This is a genomic window from Pseudomonas sp. NFACC56-3, from assembly GCF_900100025.1.
GTDB lineage: Bacteria > Pseudomonadota > Gammaproteobacteria > Pseudomonadales > Pseudomonadaceae > Aquipseudomonas > Aquipseudomonas fluorescens_AA.
In genome coordinates, this window is the sequence record NZ_FMTK01000015.1 from 74,454 (window position 1) to 90,794 (window position 16,341).

The following is a 16,341-nucleotide window of genomic DNA, read 5'->3' on the forward strand; positions in this document are numbered from 1 at the left end:
CTAGAAAGGGAACTTCGGGCTGAGGAAGAAACGGTCGAACCAGCCTGGCTGACTCGCATCGGCAAAGGCACCGGTGCCCGAATAGGTGATGCGCGCATCGGCCACACGAGTTGACGGAACAGTATTATCGGTAGAGATGTCATCGGCGCGAACCATGCCGGCGATGCGCACCAGCTCGTCACCGGTGTTGAGGGTCAGCCACTTCTCGCCCCGTACGGCAATGATGCCGTTGGGCAACACATCGGCGACGGTCACGGTGATCGAACCGGTCAGGCTGTTGCTCTGGCCCGACTGACTGTCGCCCTTGGTGGCCCGGTCGGCGCTGTAACCGGCGTTGAGGCTCAGGTCATTGCTGCCGATCGGGTTGTTGGTGGTCAGGCTGGAGCCGAACAACGAGGTCAGGCCGACGCTGGTCTCGCTGGTCTTGTCGATCTGCGAGTTGGCGTTCTTGCTGGCCTGGGTTCGCTCGTTCAGGGTGATGGTGATGATGTCACCGACCCGGAAGGCCTTGCGGTCGCTGTACAGGTTCTGCTCGAAGCCGGCCTGGTAGATCGAGCCATTGTTGGCGGCAGCCGGCAACGGCGTGCGTGGCAACACCGGAGCGTAATACGGGTCATTGGGCCTGGGTGTCGGCGCGACACAGCCCGCGAGTGCGGTGATGCCACTCAGTGCCAGAACAGATACGAAGCGTTTCATGACCCTACCTCTTGGTGTTGCAGGCGACCCTGGGGCCGCCCTGTCTACGTGGTGACGGACGTTGTGACGATTACAGATTCTGCGTAACGAACGAGAGCATCTGGTCGGCGGTGGAGATCACCTTGGAGTTCATCTCGTAGGCACGCTGGGTGGTGATCATGTTGACCATCTCCTCGACGGTGCTCACGTTGGAGGTTTCCAAGGTGTTCTGCAGCGTGGTGCCGAAACCGTTCAGGCCCGGGGTGCCGACTTGCGGTGCGCCACTGGCAGCGGTTTCCAGGAACAGGTTGTTGCCCACCGCTTGCAGGCCGGCCGGGTTGATGAAGTCGGCGGTCTGCAGGTTGCCGATCACCTGGGCGGCCGGGTTGCCCGCCACGGTGATGGACACGGTGCCGTCACGGCCCACCGTAAAGGTCTGGGCATCGTTCGGAATGACGATCGCCGGCTCCAGGGCGAAACCGCTGGCGTTGACGATCTGACCGTTGGAGTCGAGGTGGAACGTACCGTCACGGGTGTAGGACGTGGTGCCGTCCGGCTGCAAGATCTGGAAGAAACCGCGACCGTCGATGGCCATGTCCAGCGGCTGCTCGGTGGTCTGCAGGCTGCCGGCGTTGAAGTTTTTCTGGGTGCCGACAATGCGTACACCCGTACCCACTTGCAGGCCCGACGGCAATTCGCTGTCTTGGGTCGACTGGGCGCCAGGCTGGCGTTTTACCTGATACAGCAGGTCCTGAAACTCGGCGCGATCACGCTTGAAACCCGTGGTCGAAACGTTCGCCAGGTTGTTGGAAATAGTGGAAAGGTTGGTGTCCTGGGCGGACAGACCTGTTTTGGCAACCCAAAGAGCCGGAAGCATTCGATTCTCCTCGTACGCCTGTTTTTCGGCGCAGCGCTGTAATTAATGATTAGATCTGCAAGACCCGAGCCATGGCTTCATCGCCTTCTTTGGCGGTGTTCATCATCTTGACGTGGAGCTCGAACTGCTTGGCCAAGGCCAGCACCGAAGTCATTTCATCCACGGCGTTGACGTTGCTCGCCTCCTGGAAACCCGACACCAACTGCACGTTGGCATCAATGGGCGCCGGCTGGCCGTCCTTGGTACGGATCGAACCGTCCAGGCCCTTGGTCATGTTCTTGAGGTCCGGGTTGACCAGCTTGATGCGGTCCACTTCAGCCATCACCCGCGGGCCTTCGCCCATGGCGCGAATGCTGATGGTGCCGTCCTGGCCGATTTCGATTTTCTGCTCTGGCGGCACGGCGATCGGACCGCCGTTGCCCATCACCGGCATGCCGTTGCCGGCCCGCAGCACGCCCAGGGCGTCGACATTGAGGCTGCCGGTGCGCACGTAGCTTTCACCGCCGTCGGGGTTCTGCACGGCCATCCAGCCCGGCCCGCTCACCGCGACGTCGAGGTCACGACCGGTTTCCACCAGTGCACCCGGGGTGAAGTCAGTAGCGGGACGCTCGGACAGGGCAAAGGCCCGCGCCGGAAAGCTGTCACCGAACACCGGCATCGAGCGCGCCTGCTCCAGGTCTTTCTGAAAACCATTGGTGGAGATGTTCGCCAGGTTGTTGGCATGGGCCCGTTGCGCCAGGGCGTTCTGGCTGGCGCCGGTCATTGCCACATAAAGGTACTTGTCCACTGTCGTTCCTCTGCATGCCGGACGTTTGCCGCCCACTGCTGTGTTGCACAGCCTTAAGCAATTTGCAGACCAACTTTTCCCTGACGCCACACAGGCCTGTAAACAAAGGGCTTGAGGGGGGTGGTGAGCTTGTGGGGATGTATCAAAGACGAAAAACCGGCGCAGTTATGCCGGTAAGTGGCAAGTGTCAGCCCTTGATCCCCCGGGGCGGCTGGGTGCACTCCCCTGCCGCCTCTGAGGTCTGCGTCAGTCAGGCATCCATCCCTTGATCCAATGCGCCGCATAGGCATCGTCGAAGACCCAGTTGTCCAGCACTTGCTCGCGCAGTCGCGCGGCTTGGCGCCGTGAGGCTTGCCGATCAGCCAGGTGATCACGAATTGCCTCCAGCCATTGTTCTCGACTGTTAGCCACGCGCGTGATGGCGAGATCACCCAGGTAATCGGCGGTATCGCTGCCGATCACGCTGTAGCCGCAAGCGGCGTACTGCAGATGATCCAGTGAACTTGCGCCTTCGTCGGCCTGGCCGAAGCCCCGAGGCGCGAGGACAATATCAAGATTGAGGCTTGCCATGACATCGGGATTGTCGTGAACGTCATCATGAACCTCGCTGGCCAGCGGTTGCAGATACGCCGGCACATCACCCCACAGTACCCACTCCACCTGACCGGCCAGCGCTTGCATCAGCTCGATGATCAACGGCTGAACGAAGGGTTGCGCCGGATCGATATCGCAGCCTATGCGAGGCATGTCAAACGCCTGGCGCACATTGGGGAGATTGCGCCATCTGCCATCCAGACGCGTTTCAAGGACGCGAATATCGTGGTGCAGTCCGGCACAGGCTCGAGCCATCGCAGGCGTCGCCACAATGATGCGGTCGACCAGGCTTGCCGCTTGTTGCAGTGAAGTCGCCCACCCAGGGATCGCTGGCGTCAGCGCATCCAACTCAAGGACCTTGAAGGCCTTGGAGAGGGTATTGATGCGCTGCATCTGCTCCAGACGCAGCGGGTCGGCCTGATGCTGGAAGACAATGATATCGGGGTTGTAGCGCGCAAGCGTCGTTGCCGGTAAAAGGCTATTGCTGATGCAGCCTTCGATTTTGCCGCAGTCACGCAAAGCAGTGAACGGCTCGACAACTCGCAGATTGGCGGCTTTTGCCGACTTCGCAGGGTGTACCAGCACCACCGGAAGCGGTCGCCAGGACAGCGGGCGCCAGGTCAACTCGTTGATAGCTTCCAGTTCGAAGCCGGCACCGCGCAACGACAGGTTGCTGTTGTAGGCGGGATCATTGGCCAAGACACTCAACCATTTGCTCAAGGCCTGCTCTTGTTCCATGGCGAAGCGTTGCTGGTTGAATGGGTCCTTGCCGACACTTGACCAGGTCGCTTCACCCTCATGCAAGAGCACGGCATGGGGTGTCCAGACATTCAGGTAGCCAAGGTTCGCCACTTTCAGGCACAGGTCCAGATCGTTGCAGGTGACTTGGAACTGCGCGTCGTCCATACCACCGGCTTCCAGATAGATCGCTGTGCGGATCATCAGGCAGGCCGCACTGACCGCGCTGGTGTTCTGGTCGACCAACAGGCGCTGCATGTAGCCGCCGCCGTTGGCCGCCTGATCGGTGAATGGGCTGCCGGCGGGGCCGCGCAGGCCAGTAATCAGGCCTGCATGCTGCACGGTGCCCGCCGGGGTAATCAGCTTGGCGCCGACGACCCCCACTTCCGGGCGCAAGGCGTGATTGAGCAACTCGTCCAACCAATCTTCGCGAATGATTGCCGTATCGTTGTTCAACAACACCAGGTATTCGCCGCGCGCCTGGCTGGCCGCCAGATTGTTCATGGCGCTGAAGTTGAACGGATGGGGGAAGCGGATGACGCGGATCTTGTCACCTCCAATCGACTCCATCTCGCTCAGCCAGGTGAGTGCCTCTTCGGTCTCGCTGCCATTGTCGATCAGAATGATCTCGAAATAGGGGTAGCGGGTCTTCGACAACAGGCTTTCCACGCAGCGCTGCAACAGTGGCAACTGGTCCCGGGTAGGAATCAGGATCGACACCAAGGGCTGCTGATCATGACCGTACTTGATGTGGTAATGCCGGGCCGGTTCCTGCAGGACCCTGGCGTTCGCGTAGCCGCGATTATCCAGGTGCCGTTGCAGGGCAAGGCGCTCGTCCGGGCTATCGACAAGGTGGGGTGCGTTGCTTGCCACCAGCGGTTCGCTCAGGTGGGCAATGCCGTTCATGCTACCGCTTTCGATCAGTCGCAGGATCAAATCCAATTCAAGCGCTGCGGGCACTTGCGGGTCGTAACCGCCAACCTCCAGCGCGAGCCCGCGACGGATCAGCCAATGGCTGGCCATGGCCAATGGCAGGCTCAAGAGGTAGTCGAGGTTGATATCAAGTCGGAAAACCGCTTGAGGACCATTCTCCGAGCGATACATGCCATCGCAATAAATCATTCGGCAGCCATCGGCACCCGGCAGCTCCAGATCGAGCATCAACGTGCCAGCGGGCAGGACCTCGTCGCCAGCCGTCAGCAGCATGATCCAGTCGCTGTCGTCCGCCTGCAGAATCTCGTTCAGTTCGAAGCCCCCCGGGTTGACGCATGTCAGCCAGTGCAGACTATCGGGCAGATTGGCAGGCGATGGCGAGGTGCTCAGGACCACCATGCGCAAGCTGATCGATGAGCGTGATCGCCACAACGCAAGACTTTCCAGGGTATCGCTCAAGGCATTGAAATCGCCCAGGGGATCGCGCACCAACAGCATCAGGCTGGTTTGTCCGCTGAGTTGTTGACGACGCTTGTCGACAAGTTGCTGCTGGATCGGCGTCAGTACGCGGTTACGCAGCCAGTCCTTGACGGAAGGTACGCGAACATCAATGGCATGCTGGATGGCAGCTTGCTGAGTGATATCGATGAAACGCTCCAGCTGAGGCCAAAAGGCCTTTTCAAGGTCCAGCCAGCGCCTGCGCGCCTGCATCACCGTTGCGCGGGCGCGCTCCAGTCCACCCAACTCGTCATAGAGCGCCGAGCCCGCATCACCAAACTGCTCGACGAAAGGCTGGGTCTTGACGTGACCGCCGGGCATGTAGATCACCGGGCAGCCACAGAGCATGGCTTCGGTGCACGTCGCTGAGATCTCGTAACTGTAAAGCGTTGAAGCGGTTCGGAAAATCTGCGCCAGCTCGGCCAGGGTCTTGGGGTTGGCCATGCTCAGGACTTCGATATCGTCCGGCAGCAGCGAATAGTCCACCTTGGTCTTGTCGAAGCGGTGCAGATACAGGTAGTTGCCACTGCGCTGCACCGGCTCGGTTGGCGGCGAAAACAACTCCGAGTCGATGACGGGCAACAGGAGCAAGTTGTTGCTCTGGCTATCGCCGCCAAAATCCTGGGTGTAATAAAAGAACAGGTCTGACTTCTGCACGCTGATCGCACGGCCGGTGAGAAAGCCTTCGCGATTGAGGAGATAACGCGCCACGATTGGAGCGCCAACCGGGTTGCCGTCCATCACTTCGGGATAGACCGCAATCGGCGCCAAGCCGATCGACCGATGGTGCCGCCGCAGTTCATCGGTCAGGATCGGCGTGCGCAGTTTCGGGTTGACCTGGCATGGGGTGAGATAGGCCTCGTAGCCGGACAGGTTCAGGACGTGGCACAGGTAGTGCAGCACGCATACCCCCGAAGAGGTCTCCCGATAGTTAGGGGCAACAATGTAGTAGGGGTGACGCGGCTTGCCATGCACGGATGGGGTGATCATACGGTTGCCTTGAGGCTGGAGGGCTGCTCACAAATGACGAAGACACTGGCGCACAGGTCTGGATAGACCATCCCCAGCGCATGGCAGGCATCCATGAAGCGGTCATCGATCAGTTGGGTCTCCAGGGCCTTGTCCAGCTGGAAGTTGGCCAATGGCTTGAAGAACACCCCACCACGGTGACTCACTTGCCAACCGGCGCTGCGTACTTCGTGATCGAGGGTGTCGAGGGTGTAGGTGATCCGGTGGCCATGCAGCCGCTCGCCTTCGGTCACGGCACTGTTGTGTTCGATCAAGCCCATCTTGACGGCGATCTGCCGCGAAGGGGCATTGGCGTTCGGTACGGCGATGAACAGGCGACCGCCGGGAGCAAGCCAGTTCCGCACGCGCTTGAGCACCGCCTGGCGGTCGTCGAGATGCTCCAGGGTGTGGATCAGGAAAATGTTATCGAAGCGCGGCTCCAGCTCGGCCTCTTCAAAGGTACTGCAGACGAACTTGACGCCTGAGCCAACCTTTTTCCGGGTGACGTCAATCAGGTCGCTGGCCGCCTCGATGACCGTCAGGTCGGCAAAGCGCTCGGCGAACAGCGTCGTAAAAGCCCCCTCGAAGCAGCCCATTTCCAGGGTCGGCCCCTCCGCCAGCCAGGGACCGAAGCTGTCCAGCATGTAGCGTCGCAGGCGCGCATCGAAGTCGTAGAAGTAGCTGCGATGAGCGTTATCCTGGAACTCTTTGTTGTAATCACGTACGGACATGGCGTTATTCCTGGCTTTTCCTGTAGAAACGATGCTCTTCAGGTTGGTACCACTCATGGAGGGTCGAGGGAGTACGGGCATACCACCCCAGCAGTTGTTGCATGCTCGGTGTTTGCGAGCGGCAGAAGTCTTCGCCCAAAGCTCGGCAATAATCGAACTGCGGTTTGAAATAGCTTCGCGTGAAGGTCAGTGTCAGGCAGCGTCGTGGCTGGTCGGTACGATTGACGCCGGCGGCATGCCAGATACGTGAGTCGAACAAATAGATCGAACCGGCGCTGCCCAAAGCCTTGCGGGCCTGTGCCTCGAATACCTGAGGGTCGGGTTTTTCAGGAGCGGTGTGCGAGCCTGGCAGAAACAGGGTAGCGCCGTTGTCGACGGTGAAGTCGTCGAGCAATACCAGCGCCTGGGCCATCTGCATGGACTCGGCTGACCAGGAACGCACGTCCCGGTGCACGTTACGCACGTAGGCATCAGTGCTGTTCAGGTTGTTCAGGCCGCCGAACGAATTGAGAATCGCAGCACCGCCCAGCATATGCCGCAGGACATCGACAATCCCCCATTCGGCGAATCGATCGAGCAATTCGACGAAACGGGTATCTGGCGCAAGTATATGGTGCGCGGTCTGCTCGGTTCGCTGAGTGATGCCGTTCTCCAGTTGTACCCGACGGCAACGGTCTATGGCACACGCCAGGTCTTCACGCAGTTGGTCGAGCAACGGATCGGTAATCAGCGAGGGCAGGCAGACGTAGCCGTTCGCTTGCAGCTCCTGCAAGATCGGATTCACAGGCTGTCCCCCCGCGCGGCTTGCCATGCGCGATACTCCTCGGCGCTCACGCCAAGCATGATGCGATCCCAACGCTGCCCCTTGCGGTAGTACCACTGGCGCTGCACGCCCTCAATGACCCAAGGGGTCTTGCGCGTATAGGTCGCCAACGACGCTGCGTTGTACTCGATGATGGTGGTCGAGAGACGACTCAGGCCCAGTTCGTCGAAGGCATAGCGCATCACCGTGGCGATCACGTCGGTGCCGTGGCCTTGGCCACGCAGGGAGGGATCACCGATCATCATGCCGTGTTCGGCTGTGCGGTTCTTCCAGTCGATACTGACCAGGTTCGCCGTACCGATCAGGCCATGGCCCGGGACCTCGATACCGAAGCGCTGGTTGAGCGAGTCGTTCTTGAGACCCAGCAGCCAATCCCGTTGCGCTTCCCGCGATGTGGGGAAATGCCAGCCACCCAACAGACTCCAGAGGGTTTCGTCGTTGGACCACTGATGCAGCAGCGGCAAGTCCTCGAGCTCCAGCGCCCTGAGCAGGATGCGTTGACCTAGAATGCTCATGATTTCCCCGTGTTCTGAAGGATGGCGTCGGCGAGACGATTCATGTCATCGACGTTGTATCGCTGGTCGATCGGCAGCGGCAGCAAGCACTGTGCCCAATCCTTTTCCATGGGCGGCGCCGTTGGGCTGCTCAGCACTTCACGCCAATAGCTGGGTACATAGATGTGTTGGTCCAGCAGTTGAGCGTGTAGCCGGAGCGCCGTCTCGGCGGACTTGACCAGCAGCGGGTAACACAATGCGGCAACGGGCTGCGCGGGCCAGATGGCAAAGCGGTTGAGGGGGTCCAGGCGCCCGCGCAAATGCGCCAGGTTGTCTATCCTGCGCCTGGCAACTTCGTGGTAATCGATACTGTCGAGCAGGCGCGCGGTACTGGCGGCCATGGCCTTGATGCCATCGCTCTCCAATGCCTGTTCCAATGCCTGGAAGCTTGCATAGTGATGTTGCGAAGGGTCTTCAAGACGCCCCAGCAGCGCGGCAAAACGCCCCTGTGAGCGACTGGTCGGCGCTTGCGGCAGATCAGCGGGCGCATTGACCAGCCAGCCACCATCGGCAACGCCGACGAACTTACGGGGTGAATACAGGGTTGCAATCCCAGGCTGCGGCCGGGAAAACAGCGCCTGGGAATTATCCACGATCAATTGCTCGCCGTAGCGAACAGCGAGCACTTGGCCGATGTAGTCGGCCTTGAGTCCAAAGTAATCGACGAACAGCAGTGCCTCATCGGCTTGCAGGGCTGGGAAGTCCGGCAGCTCAAGCCGTTCGGTCAATGCATAGCGCAACACCTCGATGCCGGATCCGCGCAGCACATCCTGCATGACATCGCAGATGTAGAAAGGCAAATGAACCCGGCGCAGGCTGCGCGCCATTACCAGTGCCTTGAAGGCCGAGCGGGCCGAGTTGAAGGCAACGGCCTGCGGGTAAGGATTATGCCCTTTGCGCAGCTCCAGTTCGAAATAACCGCCGATGGCTTCAGGCACGGACAATTTCTCCACCTTTTGCCCAGGCCCCCACGGTCTGCACGTCGTTGTACATCAAGACGTCGAGAATCGACAGGCCGGGCACGAAGGGTTGTTCACGCCCTCCCTGCCGGTAGTCGGGCAAGGTCGCCTTGAGCAACTCAAGGGTAATACCAACCTGTTGGAATACCTCGGCCTGGTAGAGGTGACCGCCATTGACGGGATTGAGGTAGTGAGTGCCGGCGCAGGCCTGGACCACTTCGAGCACCCGATCCTGGGCTTTGCTGTCCGCGCAAATCGACAGATCGCTGGAGCGCATGATCGGCGTTTGCAACCCTATCAGTGCGCAGCAGGCTCGCAGGATTCGTTCGTTGAGCTCGGCAATGCTCGAAGCCGGCTCGACCAGCAGCGCTTCCAGCCACGCCAGCATGTGCGGAGCGTGGGGCGCGTGGCGATAAGCGAAACTCAGCTTGTTGAGGATATCGCCAGGGTCGAACGTCTCGGCAATACGTTTTTCCATGATCTGCTGAGTGTGACTGCCCTTGCTCAGTGGTACACGGAACCACTTCGGTTCCTGCTCCAGCAGATAACGGTTGCGTTCGATCCAGCCGTTCTTGATGAACTGCACATTGTCGTAGATGACAAAACAATCGACAGCGGCGATCAGCTGGAAATAACCCAGGTATGGCAGGAAATAAGGTTGCATGAGCGCAACCCGGTACTGCTCGTCAGCTGCAGGGACGCACTTCTTCAAGGTATTGGCCTGGCTCATGCCACCCGGGCCCTGAGCAGTACCTCGATGATTCGCGCCTGGGTCTGCGGATCGAGATCCGGATAGATCGGCAGGCAAAGTACCTGGCGGGACACCTTGTAGGCATTGCTCAATTGAGAGAGGTCCGAACTGGGGAGACCGCGATACATTGGAAACTCGCATATCAGCGGGTAGAAATACCGGCGCACGAGAATGTTTTCTGCGCGATAGCGGTCGTACAGCTCATCCCGACTCACCCCGAACCGCTCGCCATCGACCAGGATCGGACAATAAGCGAAATTCCAGTCCAGCCCCTGCGGTTGCTCCAGCAGGCTGATACCGGGAATGCCCTCCAGGGCGCTCCGATAATACTCAAACACCTTTTGCCGACGGCTGAGGGCCTCATCGATGTAGCGTAACTGCAGCACGCCGAACGCCGCCTGCAGTTCGTTCATCTTCCCGTTGATGCCGGGAGCCATGACCGTGACTTCATCGGCGAAACCGAAATTCTTCAGGTAATCGATACGCTGCTTGATTTTTTCGTCGCGACAGATGATGGCGCCGCCTTCGAATGTATTGAAGACCTTAGTGGCGTGGAAGCTGAGGATCGACAGGTCCCCGTTGTTGAGGACGCTTGCGCCGTTATGCCGGACCCCGAAGGCATGTGCGGCGTCATAGATAACCTTGAGTCCGTAGGTATCGGCGACGGCCTGGATGCCCTCGACATCACAGGGAATGCCATAGCAATGGACCGGAAGAATCGCCGATGTCGCCGGAGTAATGGCCTCGGCGATACGCCGTGGGTCGAGGTTCTTGGTCACTGGGTCGATGTCCACGAACACTGGCTTGAGGTTGTTCCACAGCAGCGAGTGAGAGGTGGCCACGAACGAATAAGGCGTCGTGATGACTTCACCCGTAATGCGCAAGGCCTGGAGCGCGGTCACCAAAGCCAGGGTACCGTTGGAAAGCAGCGACAGATGCTGGACGCCGAGGTATTCGGCCAACTCCTGTTCCAGTTGTTCGTGGAAGGGGCCGCCATTGGTCAGGCGCTTACTGTCCCAGATTCGCTGCAGGTAAGGCGTGAACTCTTCCAGAGGAGGTAGCAGCGGGCTGGTAACGGTAATGGAATCGGCCATGGGTACACTACTCGGGTGACTGAAAAATGGCACACGGCTCGGGAGCTCCTCTGACGCGGCGTTGCATCGCGGTCTATATCGGCGGGCTGCAACGCCATGAAACCGACAGCTGACTCTTGATGTGGAGGTACCCCAGCAAAAAATCGGCCAACTCCTGGCACCCCAGATAATCGGTTGTCCTTAAGGTGCGCCTTTACCAACCTCATATTCACGCAACTTGTTGGCGATGGTCGTATGGGAAACCCCCAGCCGCTTGCCCAATTGCCGGCTGCTGGGATGATCGGCGTACAGGCGCTCCAGCACGGCTTTCTCGAAGCGTCCGACGATCTCGTCCAGCCCTCCCTCAAGGGAAAAATCGCCAAGGGGCTGACGCACGCCGTAGTCCGGCAGGCGGATGTGCTCAGCCTTAACCTTCCCGCCGTCGCACAGGGAAACGGCCTGGAACAGCACGTTTTCCAGCTGTCGGACGTTGCCCGGCCAATGATAGTGACTGAGGCGGTCCATCGCCGCCGGGGCCAGTTTGGGCAGTGCACAACCGATCTGGCGGCTGGCCTGGTCGAGGAAATGTTCCACCAACGGCGCCAGGCCATCGAGGCATTCGCGCAGGGGTGGGATGTGCAAGGAAAGCACGTTCAAGCGGTGGTACAAATCCTGACGGAATTCGCCCCGGGAACAAAGTTCGGACAAGTCCACCTGTGTCGCGCAGATCACCCTGACGTCCAGGTACACCTCTTCATCGCTGCCGACACGGCGGAAGCAACCGTCCTGCAGGAAGCGCAGCAATTTCACTTGCAGGCGCGGGCTCATCTCCCCGACCCCGTCGAGGAATAGCGTTCCCCCCGCAGTCAGTTCCAGCAGACCGAGCTTGCCTTCGGCCCGGGCGCCTTCGAAGGCTCCCGGCCCGTAGCCGAACAGTTCGGTCTCGGCCATGGACTCGGGCAGCCCGGCGCAATTGAGTGCCATCAATGGCGATTGCCCGCGCGGGCTCGCCAGGTGACAAGCGCGCGCCAGCAGTTCCTTGCCAGTGCCGGTTTCGCCTTCTATCAATAGCGGCGCGTCCAGCGGGGCCATGCGCCGGGCCTCGCGGACCACCGCCGCCATCACTTTCGAACTCTGGAAAATACTGTCGAAGCCGCGCAACTCCTGCTTGCGCACGTTATAGATCCGCTCGCCCACCCGGTCGGCCCGGTGCAGCGTCAGCACCGCACCGGCCATGGCTTCGCTGTCGTCGTGTTCCGATTGCAGTGGCGCGATGTCCGCCAGGAACACATCGCCCTTGACCTTGACCCGCAGGCCATTGATACGCGACTGGTTGGCGCGTACCAGTTCCGGCAAGTCGAAATCCTCGGCGTAGCGGGACAGCGGGATGCCCGGCACCTCGTCGACACGCACCCCGAGCAACTGCGCCGCCGCCCGGTTGGCCGCGACGATGGAGCCCCCCATATCGATGGACAGCACCGGAAACTCCAAGGCGCCGAGCAAGGCGTTGAGTTCCATGTGCCGACGCTCGCTGGGCATCAGTCCTACGCGCTTGACGCCAAACACCCCGGCGATGCCCTCGAATTTCGGACGCAGCGCCTGGAACTGGATGTTGATCAGGTTGGGGCAGTGCAGGTAGATCGCGTTGCCATGCTCGCCACCGACCTCCCCTCGGGCGACGTTGATGCCGTATTCCACCAACAAGTTGAGGATGTCCCGCAGGATGCCGATGCGGTTCTGGCAATGGACTTTGATGCGCATGGAAAGGCCCGGGTGCGTATGAGATGGAAAGGTGCGCCGTTCAAGTCCCCTGTGGCGAGGGCCACAAAGGTTTCTGCATGGCAGCGCAAATAGTCGTCAAGATTATGTGACAGTTGTAGGCCGATTCCCACCGGGAAATCCCTAGAACATCGTAGTTCAAGCCAATTCGTAACGAAAACTTTACGTATTTGCTTTTTTTTGCCCCACCCCACCCTTTTCAGCGTGCTGCACAGGCCGCCGCTTCGCGTTATCTCTATTGCATCGCTGGACATAACAACAAACACATCATCCCCCTGAGGGAAATCAGCAGGAGAGCAGCATGAAGCAGACGCAGTACGTGGCCCGCGAGCCCGATGCGCAAGGTTTTATCCACTACACCGCTGAAGAACACGCGGTGTGGAACACGCTGATCACCCGCCAGCTGAAAGTCATCGAGGGCCGTGCGTGCCAGGAATACCTGGATGGCATCGACAAGCTGGGCCTGCCCCACGACCGTATCCCGCAACTGGACGAAATCAACAAGGTGCTGGGCCAGACCACGGGCTGGCAAGTCGCCCGGGTGCCGGCACTGATTCCCTTCCAGACCTTCTTCGAATTGCTTGCCAGCAAACAGTTTCCTGTGGCGACCTTTATTCGCACCCGGGAAGAGTTGGATTACCTGCAGGAGCCGGACATTTTCCACGAGATCTTCGGCCATTGCCCGCTGCTGACCAACCCTTGGTTTGCGGAATTTACCCACACCTACGGCAAACTCGGCCTACAGGCGTCCAAGGAAGAACGGGTTTACCTGGCGCGCCTGTATTGGATGACCATCGAGTTCGGCCTGGTGCAGACCCCGCAAGGCCGGCGCATCTACGGCGGCGGCATTCTGTCTTCGCCCAAGGAAACCGTGTACTGCCTGTCGGACGAGCCGGAGCACCAGGCCTTCGATCCGCTGGAAGCCATGCGCACGCCGTATCGCATCGACATCCTGCAACCGGTGTATTTCGTGCTGCCCGAACTCAAGCGTCTGTTCGACCTGGCCCACGAAGACATCATGGGCATGGTCAAGCGCGGCCGGGAACTGGGCTTGCATGCCCCGAAATTCCCACCAAAAGCGGCGTGAACCGCCTCTTTTAATCCCAATTGAGTCTGTTGCACGACGCCGCTTTGCTTTAGCGTGGGTGCATCGACATTTTCCAAATATTCGATCCAGGAACACACCATGAACACTCTGAACCAAGCCCATTGCGAAGCCTGCCGCGCCGATGCCCCGCAAGTGAGCGACGAAGAACTGCCAGTGCTGATCAAGCAGATCCCCGACTGGAACATCGAAGTGCGCGACGGCGTCATGCAGCTGGAAAAGGTTTTCCTGTTCAAGAACTTCAAGCACGCCCTGGCGTTCACCAACGCCGTCGGCGAGATCTCCGAGGCCGAAGGCCACCACCCAGGTTTGCTCACCGAATGGGGCAAAGTCACCGTGACCTGGTGGAGCCACTCCATCAAGGGCCTGCACCGCAACGACTTCATCATGGCGGCCCGCACCGATGACGTGGCCAAGACCGCCGAGGGCCGCAAGTAATGCATTTCGATGCCATCGGCCGGGTCCCCGGCGACCCGATCCTCGGCCTGATGGAGGCCTACGGGGCGGACAGCAACCCGAGCAAGTTCGACTTGGGCGTGGGTGTCTACAAGGACGCCCAGGGCCTGACACCGATTCTTGAGTCGGTGAAGCGGGCCGAGCAGCGACTGGTGGAACGCCAGACCACCAAGACCTACATCGGCGGTCATGGCGATGCCGCGTTCGGTCAACTGATCAATGAGCTGGTGCTGGGCGCCGACTCGCCGTTGATCAGCGAAAAACGCGCTGGCGCCACCCAGACACCGGGCGGCACCGGTGCCCTGCGCCTGAGCGCCGACTTCATCGCCCAGTGCCTGCCCGGCCGTGGCGTATGGCTGAGCAACCCGACCTGGCCGATCCACGAAACCATTTTCGCCGCGGCCGGGGTCAAGGCCAGCCATTACCCGTACGTGGGCGCCGATAATCGCCTGGATTTCGAGGCGATGCTGGCGACCTTGAACCAGGCGCCCAAGGGCGATGTGGTGCTACTGCACGCCTGCTGCCACAACCCCACCGGGTTCGACCTGTCCCATGATCAATGGCGTCAGGTGCTGGAGGTGGTGCGCGGCCGCGACCTGCTACCGCTGATCGACTTCGCCTACCAGGGCTTCGGCGATGGCTTGGAGCAGGACGCCTGGGCGGTCCGGCTGTTTGCCCAGGCCCTGCCGGAAGTGCTGGTCACCAGCTCCTGTTCGAAGAACTTCGGCCTGTACCGCGACCGTACCGGTGCGTTGATCGTCTGCGCCCGGGATGGCGAGACGCTGGTGGACATCCGCAGCCAACTGGCAAACATCGCCCGCAACCTCTGGTCGACACCGCCGGACCATGGCGCGGCCGTCGTGGCGACCATCCTCGGCGACCCGGAACTCAAAAGCCTGTGGGCCGATGAAGTCCAGGCCATGCGCCTGCGCATCGCGCAATTGCGCAGCGGTTTGCTGGAAGCCCTCGAATCCCATGGCTTGCGCGAGCGCTTCGCCCATATCGGCGTGCAACGCGGGATGTTTTCCTACACTGGCCTGACGCCGGAACAGGTCAAGCACCTGCGCGAGCGCCACAGTGTCTACATGGTCGGCACCGGCCGGGCCAACGTGGCCGGCATCGACGCCACGCGCCTGGACCTGCTGGCCGAGGCGATTGCGGATGCGTGCAGATAACACCTGTGGCGAGGGAGCTTGCTCCCGCTGGGCTGCGCAGCAGCCCTGAAACCTGACACCTCGGAGTGTCAGGCGGCCTCTAACCAGGCATTTGGGGCGGCTTCGCCGCCCAGCGGGAGCAAGCTCCCTCGCCACAGTGGATCAACCACATCCAACGTCATCCGCCGCCCTTGAGACGTTACTGGCCCGTCCACTCCCGGACAAACTGCCCGATATCCTCCTGCGGCGCGGTGCGCGCTTCTTTCTGCGGTGTGCCCAGGTAGAGGAAACCGATCACCTCTTCCCCCTCTTCAAGGCCAAGCCCCCTGGCCACATGCGGCGAATACGCCAGCTCACCAGTACGCCACACCCCACCCACCCCTTGGGCATACGCAGCCAGCAAGATGCCATGGGCCGCGCAGCCGGCCGCCAGCAGTTGCTCGGATTTCGGGATTTTGAAATGGTCCTGCAGACGGGCAATCACCACCACGACCAGCGGCGCGCGCAATGGGCCGTTGAGGGCTTTTTCCACGACGGCTTCGGGGACGAGCGGGTCATTGAACTTCGCCGCTTCGGCCAGCAGTTCGCCCATGCGATACCGCGCCTGCCCCTCGACCGTCAGAAAGCGCCAAGGCCGCAACTGGCCATGATCCGGCGCCCGCATGGCCGCGGCGAACATGACCTCGCGCTGTTCCAGCGTGGGTGCCGGTTCCACCAGGCGCGGGACAGAAACACGATTGAGCAAAGCGTCGAGAGCCTGCATCGGCCACCTCCTGAAAAAATGTTTGGCTATTCTAGCGGGAAGCGCGGCCGGCTGCCGGTTTACATGCCGCTTGTCGCGGGTAG

15 protein-coding genes are annotated in these 16,341 nt (G+C 60.7%); 3 read left to right on the plus strand and 12 right to left on the minus strand.

Translation table 11 applies throughout. From position 1 onward, the window contains the following. The 11 genes from flgH to BLO80_RS19690 form a co-directional block, all read right to left on the minus strand. Window positions 1-696: a flagellar basal body L-ring protein FlgH gene (gene flgH / locus BLO80_RS19640; RefSeq protein WP_018614454.1), complete on the minus strand. Its 696-nt coding sequence runs from the start codon at window positions 694-696 to the stop codon at window positions 1-3. 70 nt (window positions 697-766) lie between these two features. Beyond that, entirely contained in the window at window positions 767-1,552 is a 786-nt protein-coding gene (flgG, locus tag BLO80_RS19645) for a flagellar basal-body rod protein FlgG (protein ID WP_053120245.1), read from the minus strand. A 49-nt stretch (window positions 1,553-1,601) separates the two neighbouring features. Continuing rightward, entirely contained in the window at window positions 1,602-2,339 is a 738-nt protein-coding gene (locus BLO80_RS19650; protein WP_060738660.1) for a flagellar basal body rod protein FlgF, read from the minus strand. 246 nt (window positions 2,340-2,585) lie between these two features. Then, window positions 2,586-6,092: a glycosyltransferase family 2 protein gene (locus BLO80_RS19655; protein WP_092331749.1), complete on the minus strand. Its 3,507-nt coding sequence runs from the start codon at window positions 6,090-6,092 to the stop codon at window positions 2,586-2,588. Next, a complete protein-coding gene (locus tag BLO80_RS19660) occupies window positions 6,089-6,841 on the minus strand; it encodes a class I SAM-dependent methyltransferase (RefSeq protein WP_092331746.1) in 753 nt (250 codons plus the stop codon). The genes BLO80_RS19655 and BLO80_RS19660 overlap by 4 nt, the downstream gene beginning before the upstream one ends. A 4-nt stretch (window positions 6,842-6,845) precedes the next feature. Continuing rightward, window positions 6,846-7,625 carry a phytanoyl-CoA dioxygenase family protein gene (locus tag BLO80_RS19665; protein ID WP_092331842.1) on the minus strand — a complete coding sequence of 260 codons (780 nt, stop codon included), beginning with the start codon at window positions 7,623-7,625 and terminating at the stop codon, window positions 6,846-6,848. Continuing rightward, complete coding sequence (locus BLO80_RS19670) at window positions 7,622-8,179, minus strand: GNAT family N-acetyltransferase (protein WP_092331744.1); 558 nt, start codon at window positions 8,177-8,179, stop codon at window positions 7,622-7,624. The genes BLO80_RS19665 and BLO80_RS19670 overlap by 4 nt, the downstream gene beginning before the upstream one ends. Next, on the minus strand, window positions 8,176-9,162 hold the full coding sequence (locus BLO80_RS19675) for a hypothetical protein (protein ID WP_175459522.1): 987 nt from the start codon (window positions 9,160-9,162) through the stop codon (window positions 8,176-8,178). Before BLO80_RS19675 ends, BLO80_RS19670 begins: the two co-directional genes overlap by 4 nt. After that, a complete protein-coding gene (locus BLO80_RS19680; protein ID WP_092331738.1) occupies window positions 9,149-9,907 on the minus strand; it encodes a WbqC family protein in 759 nt (252 codons plus the stop codon). Before BLO80_RS19680 ends, BLO80_RS19675 begins: the two co-directional genes overlap by 14 nt. Then, window positions 9,904-11,022 (minus strand): DegT/DnrJ/EryC1/StrS family aminotransferase, encoded by a 1,119-nt coding sequence (locus BLO80_RS19685; RefSeq protein WP_092331736.1) that lies wholly within the window; start codon window positions 11,020-11,022, stop codon window positions 9,904-9,906. Before BLO80_RS19685 ends, BLO80_RS19680 begins: the two co-directional genes overlap by 4 nt. 180 nt (window positions 11,023-11,202) lie before the next feature. Next, a complete protein-coding gene (locus BLO80_RS19690; protein ID WP_092331733.1) occupies window positions 11,203-12,762 on the minus strand; it encodes a sigma-54-dependent transcriptional regulator in 1,560 nt (519 codons plus the stop codon). A 319-nt stretch (window positions 12,763-13,081) separates the two neighbouring features. On the opposite strand from BLO80_RS19690, the gene phhA reads away from it, so the two are divergent. From phhA to BLO80_RS19705, 3 genes are all read left to right on the plus strand, one after another. After that, the gene (phhA, locus tag BLO80_RS19695) at window positions 13,082-13,867 is read left to right on the plus strand and encodes a phenylalanine 4-monooxygenase (RefSeq protein WP_060738668.1); all 786 of its coding nucleotides are present in this window, start codon (window positions 13,082-13,084) and stop codon (window positions 13,865-13,867) included. Window positions 13,868-13,966: 99 nt separating this feature from the next. After that, window positions 13,967-14,323: a 4a-hydroxytetrahydrobiopterin dehydratase gene (locus BLO80_RS19700; protein WP_003184087.1), complete on the plus strand. Its 357-nt coding sequence runs from the start codon at window positions 13,967-13,969 to the stop codon at window positions 14,321-14,323. Continuing rightward, a complete protein-coding gene (locus BLO80_RS19705) occupies window positions 14,323-15,516 on the plus strand; it encodes an amino acid aminotransferase (protein WP_092331729.1) in 1,194 nt (397 codons plus the stop codon). The genes BLO80_RS19700 and BLO80_RS19705 overlap by 1 nt, the downstream gene beginning before the upstream one ends. A 178-nt stretch (window positions 15,517-15,694) precedes the next feature. Here BLO80_RS19705 and BLO80_RS19710 read toward each other — a convergent pair whose 3' ends face one another. Beyond that, window positions 15,695-16,258, minus strand: coding sequence for an NAD(P)H nitroreductase (locus BLO80_RS19710; protein WP_092331727.1), 564 nt, complete (start codon window positions 16,256-16,258; stop codon window positions 15,695-15,697). Between the last annotated feature and the right edge of the window lie 83 nt (window positions 16,259-16,341).